Annotated in this window: 16 protein-coding genes and 1 pseudogene; 8 read left to right on the top strand and 9 right to left on the bottom strand. The window is 48.0% G+C overall.

Annotation, left to right across the window (positions count from 1 at the left end):
- Positions 1-367: 367 nt before the first annotated feature.
- A complete protein-coding gene (locus B3D59_RS08525; protein ID WP_286818980.1) occupies positions 368-823 on the bottom strand; it encodes a GNAT family N-acetyltransferase in 456 nt (151 codons plus the stop codon).
- A 266-nt stretch (positions 824-1,089) separates the two neighbouring features.
- Between B3D59_RS08525 and B3D59_RS08530 the strand changes: the two genes are divergently transcribed.
- Entirely contained in the window at positions 1,090-1,296 is a 207-nt protein-coding gene (locus tag B3D59_RS08530) for a TOBE domain-containing protein (protein ID WP_286818982.1), read from the top strand.
- 168 nt (positions 1,297-1,464) lie between these two features.
- Here the strand turns inward: B3D59_RS08530 and modC are convergent, their stop codons facing one another.
- The 3 genes from modC to modA are packed head-to-tail and all read right to left on the bottom strand — an operon-like array spanning position 1,465 to position 3,985.
- Positions 1,465-2,520, bottom strand: a complete 1,056-nt coding sequence (gene modC, locus B3D59_RS08535) for a molybdenum ABC transporter ATP-binding protein (protein WP_286818983.1) — start codon at positions 2,518-2,520, stop codon at positions 1,465-1,467.
- Positions 2,521-2,522: 2 nt separating this feature from the next.
- On the bottom strand, positions 2,523-3,221 hold the full coding sequence (gene modB, locus B3D59_RS08540; protein ID WP_286818984.1) for a molybdate ABC transporter permease subunit: 699 nt from the start codon (positions 3,219-3,221) through the stop codon (positions 2,523-2,525).
- An 8-nt stretch (positions 3,222-3,229) separates the two neighbouring features.
- Positions 3,230-3,985: a molybdate ABC transporter substrate-binding protein gene (gene modA, locus B3D59_RS08545; RefSeq protein ID WP_286818985.1), complete on the bottom strand. Its 756-nt coding sequence runs from the start codon at positions 3,983-3,985 to the stop codon at positions 3,230-3,232.
- Positions 3,986-4,310: 325 nt separating this feature from the next.
- Between modA and B3D59_RS08550 the strand changes: the two genes are divergently transcribed.
- Positions 4,311-4,529 (top strand): Nif11-like leader peptide family natural product precursor, encoded by a 219-nt coding sequence (locus B3D59_RS08550; protein WP_286818986.1) that lies wholly within the window; start codon positions 4,311-4,313, stop codon positions 4,527-4,529.
- A 412-nt stretch (positions 4,530-4,941) separates the two neighbouring features.
- Here the strand turns inward: B3D59_RS08550 and B3D59_RS08555 are convergent, their stop codons facing one another.
- From B3D59_RS08555 to B3D59_RS08570, 4 genes are all read right to left on the bottom strand, one after another.
- The gene (locus B3D59_RS08555; protein ID WP_286818987.1) at positions 4,942-7,272 is read right to left on the bottom strand and encodes an FAD-dependent oxidoreductase; all 2,331 of its coding nucleotides are present in this window, start codon (positions 7,270-7,272) and stop codon (positions 4,942-4,944) included.
- A gap of 13 nt (positions 7,273-7,285) precedes the next feature.
- Entirely contained in the window at positions 7,286-8,920 is a 1,635-nt protein-coding gene (locus tag B3D59_RS08560; protein ID WP_286818990.1) for a glutamate synthase-related protein, read from the bottom strand.
- Positions 8,884-10,014 carry a glutamate synthase gene (locus B3D59_RS08565; RefSeq protein ID WP_286818991.1) on the bottom strand — a complete coding sequence of 377 codons (1,131 nt, stop codon included), beginning with the start codon at positions 10,012-10,014 and terminating at the stop codon, positions 8,884-8,886. The genes B3D59_RS08560 and B3D59_RS08565 overlap by 37 nt, the downstream gene beginning before the upstream one ends.
- Before the next feature lie 318 nt (positions 10,015-10,332).
- Positions 10,333-10,902, bottom strand: coding sequence for a 1-acyl-sn-glycerol-3-phosphate acyltransferase (locus B3D59_RS08570; RefSeq protein ID WP_286818992.1), 570 nt, complete (start codon positions 10,900-10,902; stop codon positions 10,333-10,335).
- A gap of 364 nt (positions 10,903-11,266) precedes the next feature.
- Between B3D59_RS08570 and B3D59_RS08575 the strand changes: the two genes are divergently transcribed.
- The 4 genes from B3D59_RS08575 to B3D59_RS08590 all read left to right on the top strand — a co-directional run bounded on the left by B3D59_RS08575 (position 11,267) and on the right by B3D59_RS08590 (position 16,191).
- Positions 11,267-12,493, top strand: a complete 1,227-nt coding sequence (locus B3D59_RS08575; protein WP_286818995.1) for an LL-diaminopimelate aminotransferase — start codon at positions 11,267-11,269, stop codon at positions 12,491-12,493.
- A complete protein-coding gene (gene glp / locus B3D59_RS08580) occupies positions 12,490-13,719 on the top strand; it encodes a gephyrin-like molybdotransferase Glp (RefSeq protein ID WP_286818997.1) in 1,230 nt (409 codons plus the stop codon). Before B3D59_RS08575 ends, glp begins: the two co-directional genes overlap by 4 nt.
- 10 nt (positions 13,720-13,729) lie before the next feature.
- Positions 13,730-15,673 (top strand): molybdopterin biosynthesis protein, encoded by a 1,944-nt coding sequence (locus tag B3D59_RS08585; RefSeq protein ID WP_286818998.1) that lies wholly within the window; start codon positions 13,730-13,732, stop codon positions 15,671-15,673.
- A gap of 89 nt (positions 15,674-15,762) precedes the next feature.
- On the top strand, positions 15,763-16,191 hold the full coding sequence (locus tag B3D59_RS08590; RefSeq protein ID WP_286818999.1) for a TraR/DksA family transcriptional regulator: 429 nt from the start codon (positions 15,763-15,765) through the stop codon (positions 16,189-16,191).
- 138 nt (positions 16,192-16,329) lie between these two features.
- Here the strand turns inward: B3D59_RS08590 and B3D59_RS08595 are convergent, their stop codons facing one another.
- The gene (locus tag B3D59_RS08595) at positions 16,330-17,487 is read right to left on the bottom strand and encodes an OmpA family protein (protein WP_286819000.1); all 1,158 of its coding nucleotides are present in this window, start codon (positions 17,485-17,487) and stop codon (positions 16,330-16,332) included.
- A gap of 234 nt (positions 17,488-17,721) precedes the next feature.
- Here B3D59_RS08595 and B3D59_RS08600 point away from each other — a divergent pair, with 234 nt between their 5' ends.
- Together B3D59_RS08600 and B3D59_RS08605 are read left to right on the top strand one after the other, a co-directional pair.
- The gene (locus tag B3D59_RS08600) at positions 17,722-18,525 is read left to right on the top strand and encodes an undecaprenyl-diphosphate phosphatase (protein WP_286819001.1); all 804 of its coding nucleotides are present in this window, start codon (positions 17,722-17,724) and stop codon (positions 18,523-18,525) included.
- An 11-nt stretch (positions 18,526-18,536) separates the two neighbouring features.
- A pseudogene (locus B3D59_RS08605) lies at positions 18,537-19,328 on the top strand (phosphomannomutase); the annotation flags it as partial.

Genomic DNA, 19,328 nt, shown 5'->3' on the forward strand with positions numbered 1-19,328 from the left:
TTTTGAATAAAAAAAATTTTTTATTCATGTTACAAAAACATTCAAAAAGGGATTACGGTACAAAAATGAAATAAATATTAGCCCAAATATGTAATTAATTGGTTGTAAATAGATTATCTATCACAAAAATGGTTTTGCGCGGGAAAATAGATTTTTGTGAAGCTTTACTAAGAATGAGCAGAATGCCAACGAATATGGCCTTTGAGCAGGGAGCAAATCCGATAAACACAAAAATGAAACTTTTTGTCTTGGGTCTATTTTTTTCGCCAACAAATATGTGAGGAGATCTTCCCGATTTAAGAGAGACGGAAAGATCAACACTACAGCACTTTGCACCGAATTTTTGTTCGTGCTTTTACGGAAGTTATTAATTCAGAGATTTAACCAGACAGATCAATGAAGTGCGTTCCCAGTGTTGTTCACTATAAAAATCAAGACGATCTTGATCATCTTTTTCTGCGAGCAGGGAAATGCACTTGATCCCTTTGTTTCCAGCCCAGCGTTCAATGGCTGACAGCAAAAGAGTGGCAACCCCTTTCTTTCTGTATGCACGATCCACAATCAGATCATTCACTACGGCATTAATAGCTCCCTGGAGCATTGAAATCTGAGCCTGGGCTGTACACATTCCGACAATTGTGTCATTCACCCATGCGACCTTCACTGTTCTGTGCTTGCCGCAGCCGTCCAGCATCAGTCGCAGCCCCCGGGTCTGGACCTCGGAATTGAATTCAAAATCCTGTTCTATTGCAAACAGCTGGGCCAGCAGGGGCACCATCTGATCAATGTCCGCAGGGCGTGCGTCTTTAATGAAAATTTCCATATTCTAACTCCTTTTGATATTCTGTTCGAACCTCTTTTAATTTTGATGACATATATAAGCACCATAATCGAATCGGATTATTTCCAGTTGACTTTTTCAGGAAATTAATTCACTGTCTGAATCTATAGCATACAAGCGAGAGCATCTGAATACTTATAATTCTCACATCGCATAAAGGGGACTTACTGCTACTGCTGTAATATATATTCAGCTTTGCTGAAGCTTGCAGCAATAAAATATAAATAATTGATAGGGAGAGATTTGTTATGACATTAAGCGCAAGAAATCTTATCAAGGGTATTGTTAAGGAAGTTAAAAAAGGCCAGGTAATGGCCGAGGCCATCGTTGAGATTGCACCGGGCGTGGAGATTACGTCTGCCATTACAACCAACTCCGTAGAAAAATTGGGAATTGCAGCAGGAAAAGAAGTGACCGTTGTAATTAAAGCAACCAGCGTCATGTTAGATGCCTGATTACTATCATTTTTCTTAAAAAAAAATCCAGGGCCCGGGCTTTTTAAATCAATACTAAGCCCCGGGTCCTCCATTTCTGTCTTATCTGTCTTAAACAATTCCGCCTATTGCTTCCAAGCGTAAGCTTAAATTTCATCGTGTCGGCGATATGGTAAAAAGGGACTTTTGTCAGAATATCTTCTTGAACGCCGATGCCTTTATTGCCGCCACCACTATTGTGCTTTTCTCAATTCCCAGCTCACGTACCGATTCGGGAACGATCTGGGCAATCAGGTGTTCATTGCCACAGGCAAGCTCCACACGCACACGATTTCCGCTACTATATATATTCGTCACAATACATTGCAAAAGGTTTCTAGCGCTTGTTGCTTCAGGATGACGTTTAAAAAGAAGAATATCCCGTGAATCGAGTTCAAAGAGATTTTCTTCACGCTCTCCAGATTCAGTGAGAATAAGAGTAGTATCTCCCCACTTATAGCGAAACAGATCCTTGTAAGAGGAAGCGACACCCAGATGAATCAGGTTGACGTAACTTTCAAGACCACAATTCCACGATTTTTTTACCATTTCTTCAGTGGAGTTGTGCTGTTGAATACGGCCCTTTTCGATAACCAGAACCTCATCGGTCATCATCCGCATTTCCAGCACCGAATGACTGATAAAAATCATGGGGATACCGTAATTGTTGAAGACATTTTTCAAATACGGAATAATCTGAAATTTATGCCCCTCATCCAAAGCCGAAAGCGGCTCATCCATCAGGATGAACCGAGGATTTGACAGAACCGTCCTTGCCAGGGCAATCCGCTGCCGTTCCCCGCCTGACAGGGTGGAAACATCTCGTGATAAGAGCTGCGCAATACCGAGAACCTCAAAAAGGTCATCAGGATCAATCTGTCTATTTTCCGGGTTAACCCGTTTATACCCGTAGAAAAGATTTCTTTTCACGTTCATATGAGGGAAAAGATGGGCATGCTGAAACACAACACCGATGTTGCGCAGATCCGGCTTCAAATTAATTTTTTTCTTTGCATCAAAAAGAACCGTATCACCCAATCGAATATAACCGCTGTCCGGCAGATCCAGACCAGACAGCAGATGCATAATCGTTGATTTTCCGCTCCCTGACGGACCGAAAATCCCCGTCCTTGATGAGGAGAGGCTGAATGCAACATCAAGGGTAAAATCCTTGAAACTTTTTTTTAACTCAACATCCAACTGCACCGCTATCGTCTCCCAAACCTGCTGTTTATGCCCTCACTAACAAGCAGGATGGCAAAAGAAAGGCTGATGGAGACCAGACAAAGGGTCAGCGCCATCCGGTCGCCACCCGGAACAGAGGTATATTCATAGATTGCCAGGGGAATTGTCTGTGTCACCCCCGGGATATTGCCGGCAAGGATAACGGTTGCCCCGAACTCACCAAGATTTCTGGCAAACATCAACGACATCCCGGCAAAAATCGCCCGGCCGCTCAATGGCAGGACAATGGTAAAAAAACTGTCCCACCATCCCGCACCAAGGGTTCGTGACACGGAAACATAGGATTGGTCCACCGCCTCCATACCGATACGGATCGAACGGACCATCAGGGGGAACCCGACAACCGCCGAGGCAATGACCGCACCGGTAAGAGAGAAAACCACCTGGATACCCAACATGTTCAAAAATTTACCAATGATACCGTTGGACCCGAAGGAGAGCAGCAACAAATATCCGACCACAACCGGCGGCAAAACCAACGGCAGACTGATAATCCCTTCCACCACCGCTTTCCCTCTGGTTTTGCCGAAGGCAAGAAAATAACCGCAAGCAATACCAAAGGGGGTGGAAATCAAGGTCGCTGAACAGGCGACCTTCAGGGAAAGCACAATGGCAGACAGATCCTGGGAAGAAAGTGACAACATCGCAATCTCACTTGCCATAACCAATATCAGGGCAATGTAAAACCAAGCCGGACCATTTCCGGATGGGCCGCTTCAGAAACAATATAGTCATAAAAGAGCTTGGCATCGGCATTCCCGTCACTCTCCTTTGTCATTGCAACCGGATAGGTTACCTGATTATAAAACTCACGGGGCACTTCAAACAGAATCTTGGCACTGACGGCGAGCATCGCATCTGTTTTGTAAACAAACGCACCGTCGGTCTCTCCCCGATCGGCATAGATCAGCGCCTGGCGAACGTCTTTTGCCATGATCAGTTGTCCGTTCTTGAGCATTTCATCATATATCCCCTCTTTATCCATCGCCTGCTTTGCATACTGCCCGGCCGGCACGCTGCTGGGACTACCTATGGCAATACGCGTCAATTTCCGCAAATCGCCCATGGAATGGGCATCCGTACTTGACTTACCCACAAAAACCAACGCATTGTGGGCAAATATTTTTTCGGTATCTGTCTTAATCTTACCCTTTTCAATCAAATATGTCATCCACTTCGGGTTGGCAGAAATATAGATATCTGCAGGCGCCCCCTGCTCTATTTGCTTTGCCAAAGCGCCAGCTGACGCAAAATTTGGAACAATTTTGACATCCGGATGCTGCGCCTGAAACTTTACGATCAAATTATTGCACAAATTACTCAGACTTTTTGCCACTGAAACACGCACTTGGTCGGCGTGGGCCTGCGCAATAAACACCAGCACCACAAAAAGAACAAAAATGTTAATTCCGCATATCTTTTTCACATCAAATACTCCTTTTTTGTATCTATCGTTTTAAATGAAAGCAAAAACACACAATTTCATTACTTTTATGTGTTATTTTGGGTCGAACTGGGGTATCAATATCCCAGATCAGCACATGGCTACAATTAGCATCGACGCCAAAACAATGTCAAGCCATATTTTCAAGCTACTATTGCCGTTTTAAAAACACATAAAAAAAAGAATTTTTGCAGTGATACTGCAAAGATATAAAAAACACGGGTATTTTTTATTAATAATGGAACACTGTTTGCATTCTTTTTGTAGTTATTTAACCATTTAACCAATTAATTAATGGAGAAGTAAAATGTCAGAAGAAAACGTTCAGGCTTTTTTAGATAAAGGTGCAGATGACCGCAAATTCCGTGTAAAGTACGACAACTGTTTTTCAATCGAAAAATTTTGTTCCATGGCAAAGGAAGATGGTTTTGAATTTACTGTGGAAGACCTCCAAGCAGTATTGAAGGCGAATGGAGATTCTTTCGATTCGTATGGCAATCCGCCAAAGAAAGGAATTTGGGTATAATCGCCACGGGCTGACCCTGGTCCATCCACACCCGGATTCAGCCCACAACAAAACATGAAAGCAACCTGAATAACGAGTTTAGGCGTTCACGCAAAACATAAGAGAAACGGTGCTGTTTAAGGACAGCACCATTTTCATATTTCCCCTTGAAAAAAACAGGGTTAAAGGAAAAGATCGAACTAACAGGGGTTGGTAAATATAACCTTCTGGAAAAAATAATTCTGGAAAGAAATTTTTTTGGCTTCGGACGCGGAAACCATTGCTGAATTTGTGGATGTCAATAACCGACGGATTGAGGGTATAAATGAACCCAGACCATTATTCCGGGGATATCAAAGATGAAAAATTATCTGCGGTTATGAATAATTAGGATCAAATCAACGCGTTGATTTGATCCTAATTATTGTTTTGTTTACATCAGAGGCGTGTTGGGTATCAGTTCCCATATACCGCAGGGGCAGGCCCCTTTGCAAAATCCGCATCCAATGCATTTGGATTCATCGACCACGTATTCAAAACCGGTTTCCTTTTCCTTCCGGCTGATGGCCGCTTCTGGACAAACTGCCACGCAGATACCGCAATCCTTGCAATTTCCACAGGAGGCGCAGTCCTCACCGCACGATTCTATATTGTCGGCATCCTGTCGGGGGTTATAATAGGTCAGACTTACACGCTGGGTATCAATCATGGGGGCAAGACTTTCGATATCCGGCACCTGGCCCTTGAGGAGCTGATCAATGGCCGTGGCTGTCCGTCTGCCTGCCCCGATGGCATCGGTGATAAGTCCCGGACCTACAGCATCCCCAATGGCAAAAACCTTTTCATCCGAAGACCGACCAGTCTCATCCACCTTGACAAATCCTCTGGTAAGCTCAATCCCTTCCCCAAGAAAGGAGAGATCAGGCACATCTCCAATGGAAATTACCACTGTATCGGCCGGCAGAATTTCTCCACTCTGAAGTTCAACGCCTTTGGCATTAATCTCTTTGGTGAATAAGGGCCAGCGGAATTGAGCACCGCATTTTTCGGCATCCTCTCTTTCCTTGCCGAATGCAGCCGGTTTCTGGACATCAATAAGGGTTATATCAACAGCACCCAGTCGATGCGCTTCAGTGGCCACATCACAGCCCACATTACCGGCACCGATGACCACGATCTTTTTGCCTGGTTTTATCTTGTCCGCCTTGGCCTGCTCAAGGAAATCATTGGCAAAGAGAGCCCGCTCCACGCCCTTGATGGGAAGGGATCTGGGTTTTTTTGCACCAGCAGCCACCACAACATAGTCATGGCTGTTTTTTATCTCATTGAACTTTTCCGCATCAATTTTCTCTCCCAGTCTTATATCCTTTATATAAGACTTTATCCGGTCAAGTTCCGCATTCAGGGTATCGGCAGGAATTCGGGATTCCGGAATTACAGCAGAAATTTTTCCGCCAATGGTCTTACCGGCTTCAAATATCGTGACGGTGTGTCCTTTCATGGTAAGTTGCCAGGCAGCAGAAATACCACCCGGGCCGCCACCGATGACAGCCACTTTTTTCTGGGTTTCTTGGGCCGGTTTTGGCGGTTTGATATTCTGGGCAGCCTGCCCCAGAAGACGAACATTGATGGGTGCCATATAGGACATATTTCGGGTACAGGATGCCATACACGGGCTGGGGCACAGGTGACCGCACACAGTGGCCGGGAACGGGGAGTACTCAAGACCCATGGATATGGCTTCGTCAATATTATCAGCCCGGACCATGGCCCAGCGCTGCTGGACCGGAATTCCGGTAGGACAGGATGCCTGACAGGGGGAGATATATTTTCCCTGCTCCCAGACCGGGACATATCTTCTATACTCACCCTTGGTAATAACCGGCACGGTACCCTTTTGCGTTTCCTGAAGATCTCCTATCAGACCGCCGCGGCCAAGCTCCATATCCCAGACCTGTTCCCTGAACCACGACATGGACTTTCGATCCGGCCCATCTGCCTTTTCCTGGGGATTTTTGGCTTCAAACAACCGCCACGCTTTTCGTACAGCCAACTCTTTAAACAGATCCGGCTGTTTGATTTTCTTCAAAAAATCCTTAAGACCCATGATCAGCCATTCCCACTCCTTATCATCAAGGTCCACTTCCTTGGCATCCTTGTCCGAATAACTTTGGGCCTCGCCACGCACAAAAACCTTTCCGCCCACCATGCCTACCAGAGGTCTGTAGCCCAGAAGCTGATCCGGATTAGCCGCGTTTACGCCACAGACAACAGCAATGCCGCCTGCCATGAATTCGCCGAAGTAATCCCCTGCCGCCCCCAGTACCCACAACTCGGGTGGTTCAAATCTGGGGTTACGCTTGGTCATGGTCATGCCACGGGCGCCAATACAGCCGCCCACAAAGACCTTGCCCTGGGCTGCACCGTTCATGGCTCCGTTGGAGGCCGATCCATGCACAATGATTTCAGCACCGGCATTGAGCCAGCCAATATCATCCGAGGCCGGACCCATGATCTCTATTCTGGTATAGGGTGTGCCCAGGGAACCTGTGCGCTGGCCCGAGTGACCAATGATACGGATCTCCATCGTGTCGGGGGCTGACTCCCAGAGTCGTCCGCCAATGCCGTGCTGACCAAAAGCCTGGATTTCAAGCTTTCTGTTGCCCTTTTTGGCGTGCTGTTGAATAATCTCTTCAAGCACCCGCGAGGAGATCCGTTTTTCGTCTCGTTTACCTGCTACAAAAATATAGTCGCTTCTTTTCATATCCCGTCCTCCTTTACACCACGTACTTTATACTGAGGCGGTCAGCAATGTTTTTATCATCAATTCCCAGTGCATCGGACATGCCGATGGGAAGGGAGGTGGAACGCCCCAAGGGTGCTACAATTTTTTTGAGCTGCGTGTCAAAAGAGACAAAAATATCCACCAGACGCTGGGCCACATCTTCGGGATCAAGGCGACGGTATAGCCTTGGATCCTGGGAGGTGATACCCTTGGGACAGATGCCCAGGTTGCATACGTTGCACCGGTCTTCTTCCGTGCCTACACAGCCGGCTGCGGCCTGCATCACATACTTTCCGATCTGGACCCCGGATGCCCCGAGCATAATCAGGGCAGCTGCATTGGCGGCAATATTGCCGTTTTTACCAATACCACCGCCGGCAAAGATGGGGACCTCATTCTGTTTGCCGATGGATATCAGATTCAGGTAGTTGTCCCGGACACTGCTGGCGATGGGGTGCCCCATATGGTCCATGGAAACGGCGTATGCAGCACCGGTGCCGCCATCTTCGCCATCAATGGCAAGCCCTGCCGCATATTCGTTACGCGTCAGGTTGTTCATAACCGCAAGGGAGGTCGATGAGGCGGAAATTTTTGGATATACCGGAACCCTGAACCCCCATGCCATGGACATGGACAGGATCATCTTGGCCACGGACTCTTCAATGGAGTACTGGGTCTGATGGGTCGGAGGACTGGGCAGACTGACACCCTGGGGTACGCCCCGGATAGCGGCAATCAGCTTATTGACTTTATGCCACATCAAAAGGCCGCCGTCACCGGGTTTTGCACCCTGACCGTATTTGATTTCAATGGCGCAGGGGTCTTCCTTCATATGCGGGATGGCGTGAATGATCTCATCCCAACCAAAATAGCCCGAAGCAATCTGCAGGATGACATATTTAAGAAAACGGGAGCGCAGTAACCGCGGCGGACAACCCCCTTCACCGGTACAGATGCGAACGGGCATGCCCATCTCTTCGTTCAGATAGGCAACCCCCATCTGCAAACCTTCCCACATGGTCGGGGACAATGCGCCAAAAGACATGCCGCCGATGATCAAAGGATAAATCTCCCTGACCGGTGGAATCCAGCCCTTTTCCCGCAATTGTTTCATATTTTCCCTGGGGGGGAGCACCCGTCCTAACAGGGTGCGCATCTCAAATTCATGGCGCCCGGCATCCAGGGCCGGGTCTGTAAGCATGGAAATTCTGGTGAACTTGATTCTGTCGAGTATCGACCCCGAATCGTTGCGCCGGCCGCCTCTGCGCCGGGGAACACCATGCTGGTCAATATGAAATTTCATCCTGTCCAGGCCCGGATTTTTCTTGGGCCGGATGGCCTCATTGGGACAGACCAAAGTACACATGGCGCAGCCGATGCAGGCATTTTCAACCCGGGTGTCCTGCCGGATACCGTAAAAAGTATCATAGGCATTACTTTGCTCGGCATTTTTGCCCACAGACGTCTTTATAATCCGTTTCTGAAACGGATGAAGAGAGATGGCATTGACCGGACACACAGCCGTACACTGACCACACAGGGTACACCGGTCATTATTATATTCAATCTGCCAGGGCAGATCGTTCAGACTTAAAGAGGAAGGTTCAAGGGTTCTGTTTGACGACATATATTTACCTCCTGCCGCTCAGGGCTTACAATAACTGTATCAAGGTGCATGGGTTGAATATCCATGGTTTTGTCTCTGTCAGGTATAACGGCGTCCAGTCCGCAGATCTCGGATGAAAAGGCAAACATACCCGGCTTGCCTCCCACCACGCCGGGCCGCAGTTTCTTGCGGTCCTGAACCATAAACATGGAGTGATCCGGCAGGGTGCCGATGACCATATTGGGGCCGTCGATAATTAAGGGGCGGCAGGTTTTTTTCAAATGATGCAGAAATTCGAAATTGGGATGCATCTCAAGGGCATCACGCTGGAGCGGCGTGATCACATGTTTATACCCGTCAATGCCTAAGCCCAGCTCTTCCATGGCAAAGTGAAGGATATGGGCAAACACCTCGGAATCGGACTGATAGCCCGTATAGCCAGGGACGTCCCGTGAGGAGAGAAAATCCTTGATGGGGATAAACGCCGTGTTTTCACCATTGGTCATGGTGCAGTACCCCTTGATAAAAAACGGATGGCAGGCGTAAAGATTAATGGCGTAGTTGGTGTTCTGCCGCCCCTGGGCCATGATAATCCTTGCTTGAAGCTCTTTTCTGTCAAGGCCCAGGTATTCGGCCAGTTTCATGGGATCTCCGATCTCTTTGATCATGATGGTGTCCGGCCAAAAGGAAAACACGATCATGTCATTTTTCTCTTCACCCATCTCCCGAATCTTAAGCCGTACCGCCAGAAGTTTTACGGCCAATTCTTCCTGGGTCAATGCATCCCAGCCTTCGGGAAGTTCATAGGCCCTGATCAGATAGACATGTCGTCTGGGAATACCTTCCACCCGGGTTTTCGGTGGTTTCAAAGAGACTTTATGCTTGGTCATGAAACCAAGATCCATCATGAAAAGGTCCAGACGGCGGATGCCTTCTTCAGTAAAGATCCCCGAAAGAATCGGCGCATCTTTCATCTCTTCAAAGGTGCCACCAAGGTCCTGGAGCAAAAGCCCCACGCCGGAGCCATCGTGCCCTTCCTTCATCACTTCAAGGGCTTTGATGGCCAGCATGGGCGACTGAGGTTCCTTGCTGGTGATTGCAAACAGACGACACATATTTTTAACTCCTTATGGTCTTTATCTTTAAGCAGCCAAAAGACTGCGGGTCAAAATTTCGAAACTAGAAAAATAAAGACACTTATTACGACTGTCAATCTTTATTTTGCCAACAAAAATGTTTGTGGACAGGCGGCGCCATGCAGGAATACGGACGACACTAAATAAATATTTAAAAAATTAGATTTTACCCATAGAAACACACCTATATTCCATTAAATACAAATACGAAAAAATTTCACTATTTACAAAATACAAATATGAAATAATATTATCGCCATCTATTTTTTACACACAATTAGAAACAGTGAAAGTTACCTAATTTTTAATTTTAGAGGGAATTGAAAATCCGGCACGTTTATAAATTGAATCTATTTTGTGAAGGTCCTGCTCCAGGCTCTCACCAGGATGTATTTTGCCCAGCCATCTGGTTCTTTTCATCTGGTTGTCCAAATACCAGCAGATAATAGGAACATTGGCACCTTTGGCAACATACCAGAATCCGGTCTTGATTGTGGAGACCGACTTGCGGGTACCTTCGGGCACCATTGCCACCACCAGGTCCTCATTTTTTTCATATTTCTTAATCACGCCGTCCACAAATCCGTAGGACTTGTCTCGCTTTACCGGAATGCCCCCAAGACTTTTTAAAAAAATTGACATGGGAAAAAAGAACCACTTGGATTTGATCAGCAGTTTTGCATTAATCCCGGCAATTTTGATATAGGTCAGTGCACGGACCGTGTCCATGTTGGTTGTATGGGGAAAACCAATGACCACACATCTGGGTTCCCAATAGGCAGGCAACGGATCGTAAGTCCAGCCCATCCTTGCATAAATAAATTTGCCAAGGGCACTGAACAAAAAGGGGAAAGGATTAATATTCATCGTATCCCTTCCTTCTTTTATTTTCCACCCTTTGAATTTCTTCCCCAGGAAAATCAATTTTCATATTCCGTCCGCTTTTTACTGTTTCATCAGACCTGTGTTATCGACCCGACGTCTGCTCAATTTGTTTCATCTGCGATCTTTATTAAGGCAACGTTAGATAATGTTTTTTGTGAAGAATCACAATACCGAAAAATTGTGCCAAGCTATAAAGATACAACAGATCAGGATGTTTTCGTTTGCATTAAATTGACATCAGTGCCTGTTTTGACTAAAACCAGATATTATCTTAGATAAACACAAATTGACAAACACAATACAACTTAATTGAAACTTTCATATAAACAAAATAAGGAATTTACCCGTGATCACAGCCAATGAGAATTACAACAAACTGAATGCATCATATTTATTTGCAGATATAGCCAAACGGGTTCAACTATACCAGGAGAGCAATCCCGACAAAGAGGTGATTCGCCTTGGCATTGGTGATGTTACCCTGCCGCTGCCCCCTGCTGTTATTCAAGCCTTTAAAAGAGCTGTGGATGAAATGTCCCAAGACGCGACATTCAGAGGGTATGGGCCGGAGCAGGGATATCTTTTTTTGAGACAGGCCATTGCAGCCGTTGATTTCCAGTCCAGGGGTGCAGATATAGATGCCGATGAAATTTTTGTGTCCGACGGGGCCAAATGCGATACAGGCAATTTCCAGGAATTGTTCTCCAATAATATTACCATTGCCATTCCGGATCCGGTGTATCCGGTGTATCTGGATACCAATGTCATGGCCGGCAGAACAGGTGGATTCAAGGAGGGACGGTATCAGGGCATTGTTTATATGGATTGCCTGAAAGAAAAGGGGTTTATGCCCGATCTGCCCGACGCCCCCGTGGATTTAATCTATCTTTGTTTTCCCAACAACCCCACAGGCGCCACTGCCACCCGGGATCAACTTGCCGCCTGGGTGGATTATGCCCGGGAAAATAAAGCCCTTATCCTGTTTGATGCCGCCTATGAAGCCTTTATCCGGGATGAGAATCTTCCCAGAAGCATTTATGAAATCCCCGGAGCCAAAGAGGTTGCCGTGGAATTCAGAAGCTTGTCTAAGACAGCCGGTTTTACAGGCACCCGATGCGGGTTTACGGTGGTGCCCAAAGCCTGCATGATCTATACGGCCAACGGCGCCAAGGTCTCTTTACACGACATGTGGAACCGTCGGCAGTCCACCAAGTTCAACGGCGTCTCCTATCCGGTGCAGAAGGCAGCCGAAGCCGTTTACAGCCAGGAAGGGCAAGCCCAGATTAAGGCAAACATTGATTATTATCTGGCCAATGCCCGGGTGGTCCGCCAGACCATGACAGAGCTTGGGTTTGACCATGTAGGCGGCGAAAATGCCCCATACATCTGGATTGACGGTAATGGCCGGGATTCCTGGGAATTCTTTGATCTCCTGCTGGACAAGGCGGGCGTGGTCTGCACTCCGGGCCAGGGCTTTGGCCGGTGTGGCACCCAGTACATAAGAATTTCTGCATTTAACAGTCCTGAAAATGTAGCCAAGGCCATGGCCCGTGTAAAAGACGTTTTAAAATGACCGGTTTTTTCAAAGTAAAATCCCTGGGCGACGTCCTGGGGATGACCCGGCTTTTCTCCCCTGTGGGCATGGAAGAGCTGCACACCCTGGATGCCTTTTCAAGGGTTCTTGCCAAGGATCTGGTTGCCGGCGAAAATCTGCCCGGATTCAGGCGCTCCTGCATGGATGGATATGCGGTGAACGCTGCGTCCACCTTCGGGGCGTCGGAATCCGGACCTGCGTGGCTGAGCATTAAGGGTACAATTGCCATGGGCGATATTCCGGACTTTGAACTGGCACGGGGAGAAGCCGCCCGGATCTCCACCGGCGGCATGCTGCCTGCCGGTGCAGATGCGGTTGTGATGGTGGAGCACACCGAGGCAATAGACGAACAGTCCATTGAAATCTATAAATCCGTGGCCCCGCTGCAGCATGTGATTGATGTAACCGAAGATTTTGCAAAGGGCCAAACCGTCATTGAAAAAGGCCGTCTGATGCGACCCCAGGAAATCGGCCTGGCTGCGGGGTTGGGGCACACCCGAATCTGGACATATAAGGTGCCCAGGGTGGGAATCATCTCCACCGGGGATGAAGTGATTCCTGTGGATAAATCACCTGAACCCGGCAACATACGCGATATTAATTCTTATTCTTTGTCTGCCCTGGTGACCCAGGCAGGGGGCGAGCCTGTTCGGTACGGCATCGTAAAAGATGATCCAGACGCTTTGAAATCCGTGTGTAAAAAAGCCTTGGCCCACACGGACATGGTGCTGCTTTCCGGCGGCTCCTCTGTGGGCACAAGGGATTATACGGTTGAGGTACTGTCAAATCTTCCGGATACGGAAATTCTGGTCCACGGTATTTCCGTAAGCCCTGGCAAGCCCACCATCCTGGCGCGCTCCGGTCACACGCCGATGTGGGGGCTGCCCGGCCAGGTGGTCTCTGCCATGGTGGTATTCCAGGTCGTGGTGACGGCGTTTCTCCACCGCCTAAGGGGATTGTCCCGGCCGGTTCTCCAGGTGAAAACATCGGCCCGGTTGTCCCGAAATCTGGCATCTTCCCAGGGTAGGCGGGATTTTATACGCGTGGTGCTGGAGGAAGATGGCCGGGATCTTGTGGCCCGCCCCATTCTTGGCAAATCAGGATTGATCCGGACCATGGTCCAGGCGGATGGGCTGCTTGAGATCAGTGAGCACGTAGAAGGCTTGGAAAAAGGCAGAATGGTCGATATCATCCTGTTAAAATAGAAAGGGCTGTATGGAAACAAAACGTAATGTCTATTTAAATATGGTTGGAATTGAGGAGGCCCTGGAGTGCCTGTTCGAAAAATTCGGTCATCTGGAAACAGGGGTACAGACCCTGGATGTGGTACAGGCCCGGAACAGGGTTTTGGCGGCACCTGCTGTGGCTGCCATATCTTCTCCGAATTTTCATGCCGCAGCCATGGATGGTGTGGCTGTGGATGCCAAATCCACCTTCGGAGCAAGTGATGAAGCCCCAAAGTCGTTGACTATTGGAAAAACCGCGTTCTGGGTCAATACCGGCCATGTGCTCCCCGAGGGGACCAATTCAGTGATCATGATTGAAAACCTCAATGTCCTGGATGAAAATACCATTGAAATTGAGGCACCGGCTTTTCCCTGGCAGTATGTCCGAAAAATGGGTGAGGATATGGTGGCCACCCAGTTGCTGTTTCCCAGGGACCACAAAATCAATGCCTATGCCATGGGCGCACTGTTGTCCGGCGGGGTGTTCAAGGTGTCGGTGAGGAAAAGGCCCACGGTGCTTATTATTCCAACGGGCTCGGAACTTAAGCGCTGGCAGGATGTAACGCCGGAAACCATGACTCCCGGTGATGTTGTGGAGTCCAACACCACTGTATTGACTGCGCTGTGCACCGACCACGGAGCGGATGCCGCGGTAACTCCTATGCTTGAAGATGATCTTAAGACTATTCAGACTGCCGTGTCCGATGGCGTGGATCAGGGCTATGACATGATCATGATCCTGGGCGGCTCTTCTGCCGGCTCAAAGGATTATTCAAAACCGGTAATTGAAAATTTAGGGCAGATTTACGTCCACGGAGTGACCATGATGCCGGGCAAACCCCTGATGTTCGGCCGGATTTCAAATACCCCTGTTTTTGGAATCCCCGGCTATCCGGTATCCGCCATTGTTGCCTTTGAAATGTTTGCAGGACCGCTGCTGCTGGCCATGCAGCATCTGCCCCCGATAAGACGGGATGTGGTGGAGGTTTCACCGGTCAGAAAAGTAGCGTCTAAATTAGGCCAGGAAGAATTTTTAAGGGTAAAAATCGGTTCCGTGGACGGCCGCCTCATGTCATCCCAGCTGCCCCGGGGTTCGGGCAGTATCACCACCCTGACCGAAGCCGACGGCATCATACGAATTCCGCAGCATGTTGAAGGTCTTGAAGCCGGCGAAAAAGTGCGGGCCCATCTGCTTCGGCCCCTGGAATCCATTGAGAATACGGTGGTGATCACAGGTTCCCATGACAATACCCTCGACCTTCTTGCGGATCAAATCCGTCTAGAACATCCGGGCATGGGCATCTCTTCCAGCCATGTGGGAAGTATGGGCGGACTGATGGCCATTAAAAAGGGCGGCTGCCACATGGCCGGCTGTCACCTGCTGGACCCCGATGACGGCACCTACAATATTTCATACATTAAAAAATACCTGCCTGATATACCGGTGCGCCTGGTCAATCTCGTGATGCGCCGGCAGGGGCTGATTCTGCCCAAAGGCAACCCGGACAATATAAAAAAGCTTTCAGATATTGTTGAAAAAAAACTGGCCTTCATCAACCGCCAGCCCGGCTCGGGTACCCGGATTTTATTTGATTTCAGCTTAAAGGAAAACGGTCTGTCCCCGGCAGATGTCCCAGGTTATGAAAATGAAGAATATACCCACATGTCCGTGGCGGTGGCAGTATTATCAGGCCGGGCACGGGCCGGGCTTGGCATCAAGGCTGCAGCCCTGGCCCTAAAGCTGGATTTCCTGCCTGTTGTTACTGAATCTTACGACCTGGTCATCCCTGAAGTTTATTATAATCTGCCAAAAGTCCAGGCCCTTCTTTGTGCGATTCGATCAGAGCAATTTAAGCAACGGGTCATGGCGTTAGGCGGATATGGAGTGGAGAAAACCGGCCAGGAACTATTCGATTCTAAAACGATAATCTAACAGGGTTATAATGGCTTTTTAACCCTTGCCTGGTAAATCTTTTTCTGTAACTTTCCTAAATTCTTTTGTCATGGAGGTAAATACAGAAAATGGCACAGGTTTCGCAAGTATCTTCGGACAGCTATATTCCTTTGGACAATGAGCCCTATATGAGCAAGGGACAACTTGCTTATTTTAAGGGCAAACTGATGCAGCGAAAGAGTGAGCTGCACAACAGAATCACCAAATCCATAGAAAAAATTAAAACCCTTGAAGCCACCCAGGCCGATATCCTTGACCGGAGTAACTCATATATTGACCTGGAACTTGAGTTGAAAAGTTTTGAACGCCATTCGGATATGATTGTGCAGGTGGATCACGCGTTAGCCCGTATTGATGACGGCAATTTCGGATACTGTGAACTGACCGGCGATGAGATCGGGTTGCCGCGGCTGGAAGCGATACCCTTTGCCAGCATGTCCATCAAGGCGCTGGAAGAGTTTGAAGCCGGACGGGGAAATATGTTTCTCACAAATTGATACTTAATCGTACCCCTGCTCTTGCGCCAAACTATGAATTGAGCACGAGCAAAATCAAGCAAAAATCCCTGCCGAACCAATGTCCGGCAGGGATTTTTGCTTACTTAAGTATCGGCTTTAACCGCTGAATCTTAGCGTTTAGTATGGATGAATTTCAACCCTTCTATTCAGAGAACGGCCAAAGTCTGTGCTGTTCAGGGCAACAGGTTTATCAAAACCAAAACCTGTGGTGGCCAGGCGGTCGCGAGAAATACCTTTGTCTGCCAGGTATTTGGCAACGGAGTTCGCACGTCTCAGGGAGAGGCCCATGTTGTATTTCTTAGTACCGATATTATCGGTGTGGCCCTGGAGTTCAACACTCATTGCAGGATTTTTTTCCAAAATTTCATAAACGGCATCAAGCTGTGCAAACGTTTCAGGTTTGATCACGTCTTTGTCAAAATCAAACAATACATTATCAAGAATCCAGCAGCCAACTGTATTCACTTTTGCACCTGCGGGCGTTCCGGGGCACTGATCATCGGGATCAAGTACGCCGTCACCGTCGCTGTCCATGGGTTTAGCAGCAGCAGGAGCAGCAGCAATGCCTCTTTCCAGGAAAACCTTTTCAACAAAAGCAGCCATTGCTTCGGGATCCATAAGTTCACTGGCGTTGATCAGACTCGCGCAACCGCCAATACTTGCAATCTGAGAAAGGAATGCAGTACCTTCTTCATCATTGCCAACCTGAATGGGGTAATAGCAAATAGCATCGCCATACTGTTCTTTAACGGAGGTGGCCTGTGCTGCGTCAGCTTTCATGTCCATACCGTCGGAAACAATAATAACGGCTGTTTTTCCGGAAAGGCTTTCGAGGTCAGTACCCATGGCCAACATGGCAGAACCAAAGGGGCTGTAGCCGCCGGCTTTTGAGATCGCACCGAGTTTTTCAGCCAGGGCTGCAGAGTTGTACTCTTCCATGCCGTACAGCAGTTCAGTCTCGTTTTTAGAGATGGAATCTGCATGCCCAAAACTTCTCAAACCCGCAATCTGTCCGAGTTCAGGAAGGGTCATGTTCATACGTTCTACAATGGCTTTGGCAACCATCAATTTGGGATTGCCCATGCAGTCGTCTTCCATGGAGCTGGAGGCATCCAAAATAATAACAAAATTATCCACTTTGGACCGATACATGGACGCATCAAATTGTTTGGCGGAAAATGAAGGAAGCCCTACAGGTTCCTTAGCCGCGCAACCAAACAGAAAAAGCACGGCGATAATGGTTAAAAAGGTTTGCACGAAACGTTTCTTGTTCATCTGATCTCCTTTTTTTCAGAAATTAATGTTAAATTCTTGTTAGAACTGGTGATTACCCGTACAAAGAATTTAAAATATTCTACAAAAGAAAACAAATGAAATCAACTGTTCTTTTTTAATATGAGGTAAATGTGAAGCCCCTATAACCTTGCAATTTCAAGCAAACAATTATATACGTCCAGGCTTGGTTCATAACTTTCTAATTTACTACAACACTCAAGTCAGGATAAGAATATGGAGATTTATCAAGGTATAATTTTAGGTATCCTTCAGGGGCTTACAGAGTTCCTGCCGGTAAGCAGTTCAGGCCATCTGGTTCTTGGACAAATCTATTTCAACATTACTGAGAACAGCCTTATTTTTGATATATCCGTACATATGGGAACACTGCTTGCAATTTTTATTGTATATTTTAAAGATATCCAAGGAATTTTAAAAAGCCTGGTATACTACGCCGGAACCCGGAACACTTCCGGGCATGAAACAAATCTGGCCCTGGCCGCCGCCATTGTCGTTGGTTCAGTACCCACGGCAATTATCGGATTCTCCCTGAAGAAATTTGAAGACGTTCTGTTTACCTCGTCTTTACTGGTGGGGACCATGCTTATCGTAACCGGGGGACTTTTGTGGGTATCCAGACGTTACTACAGAATCGAAAAGGGTGAACAATTGACCATTTCAAGGGCCTTTATCATCGGCATAGTCCAGGGGATTGCCGTTATTCCCGGCATTTCCCGGTCCGGATCCACCATTGCCACCGGACTTTTTACCGGACTGGAAAGAAAAACAGCCGCCCGGTTCTCCTTTCTTTTATCCATCCCCGCTATTCTCGGTGCCCAAGTGATCAGCGTAAAAGACCTGGTAGAATCCGGGGGCCACATTGACCCCGCCACCATTTGTGGTACAATTGCTTCATTCATTGTTGGGCTGGCAGCATTAAAACTCTTATTAAAGCTGGTGAATACCGGAAAGTTTCATCTTTTTGCGCCCTATTGCTGGCTGGCCGGAATTCTGGCGCTTGTTTCAAATTTTATATAAGGGAGGTTACTATGCATCCTGGAATATTCAGGGAATATGACATCCGCGGCATTGCAGGAGAAGAGATTTCCGAAGAGGACGCACATGCTGTAGGAAAGGCGTATGGATCAATGCTCATGGGACAGGGCCGAAAAAAAGTATCTGTTGGCCGGGACTGCCGCATCACTTCTGAAGCCTATTCAAAGGCATTTATTAACGGGGTATTGTCCGCAGGATGCGATGTGGTGGAGATCGGTGTCTGCCCCACCCCGGTTCTCTACTATTCCATTCACCAACTTGATCTTGAAGGCGGGGCCATGATTACGGCCAGCCACAATCCACCGGAATACAACGGGTTCAAACTGATGAGCGGGCTGGATTCCATCCACAGCCACGGACTGCAGGATATACGCAAGATCATTGAAGACCAGGCATATACCCGGGGCCAGGGCACGCTGACAACAGCAGATGTAATTTCTCCATACATAGCCATGATCCAGGAGAACATCACGCTGAAAAAGACCATCCGGGTCGGCATTGATGCCGGCAACGGCACCGGCGGCATCACTGCGTTACCGGTACTGCGGGGACTGGGCTGCCAGGTCCATGAGATTTACTGCGATCCGGACGGCACCTTTCCCAACCACGAGGCCGATCCCACCCAGAAAAAAAATATGACAGACCTGATCGACCTGGTGAAAAAATATAATCTGGACCTTGGCATCGGCTATGACGGGGATGCCGACCGCATTGGTGTGGTGGACAGATTCGGCAACATCATTTACGGGGATCAGCTCATGGTGATTTATGCCAAAGAGATTTTG

The sequence above is a fragment of the Desulfobacter sp. UBA2225 genome (assembly GCF_002348205.1).
In the GTDB taxonomy this organism is placed as follows: domain Bacteria; phylum Desulfobacterota; class Desulfobacteria; order Desulfobacterales; family Desulfobacteraceae; genus Desulfobacter; species Desulfobacter postgatei.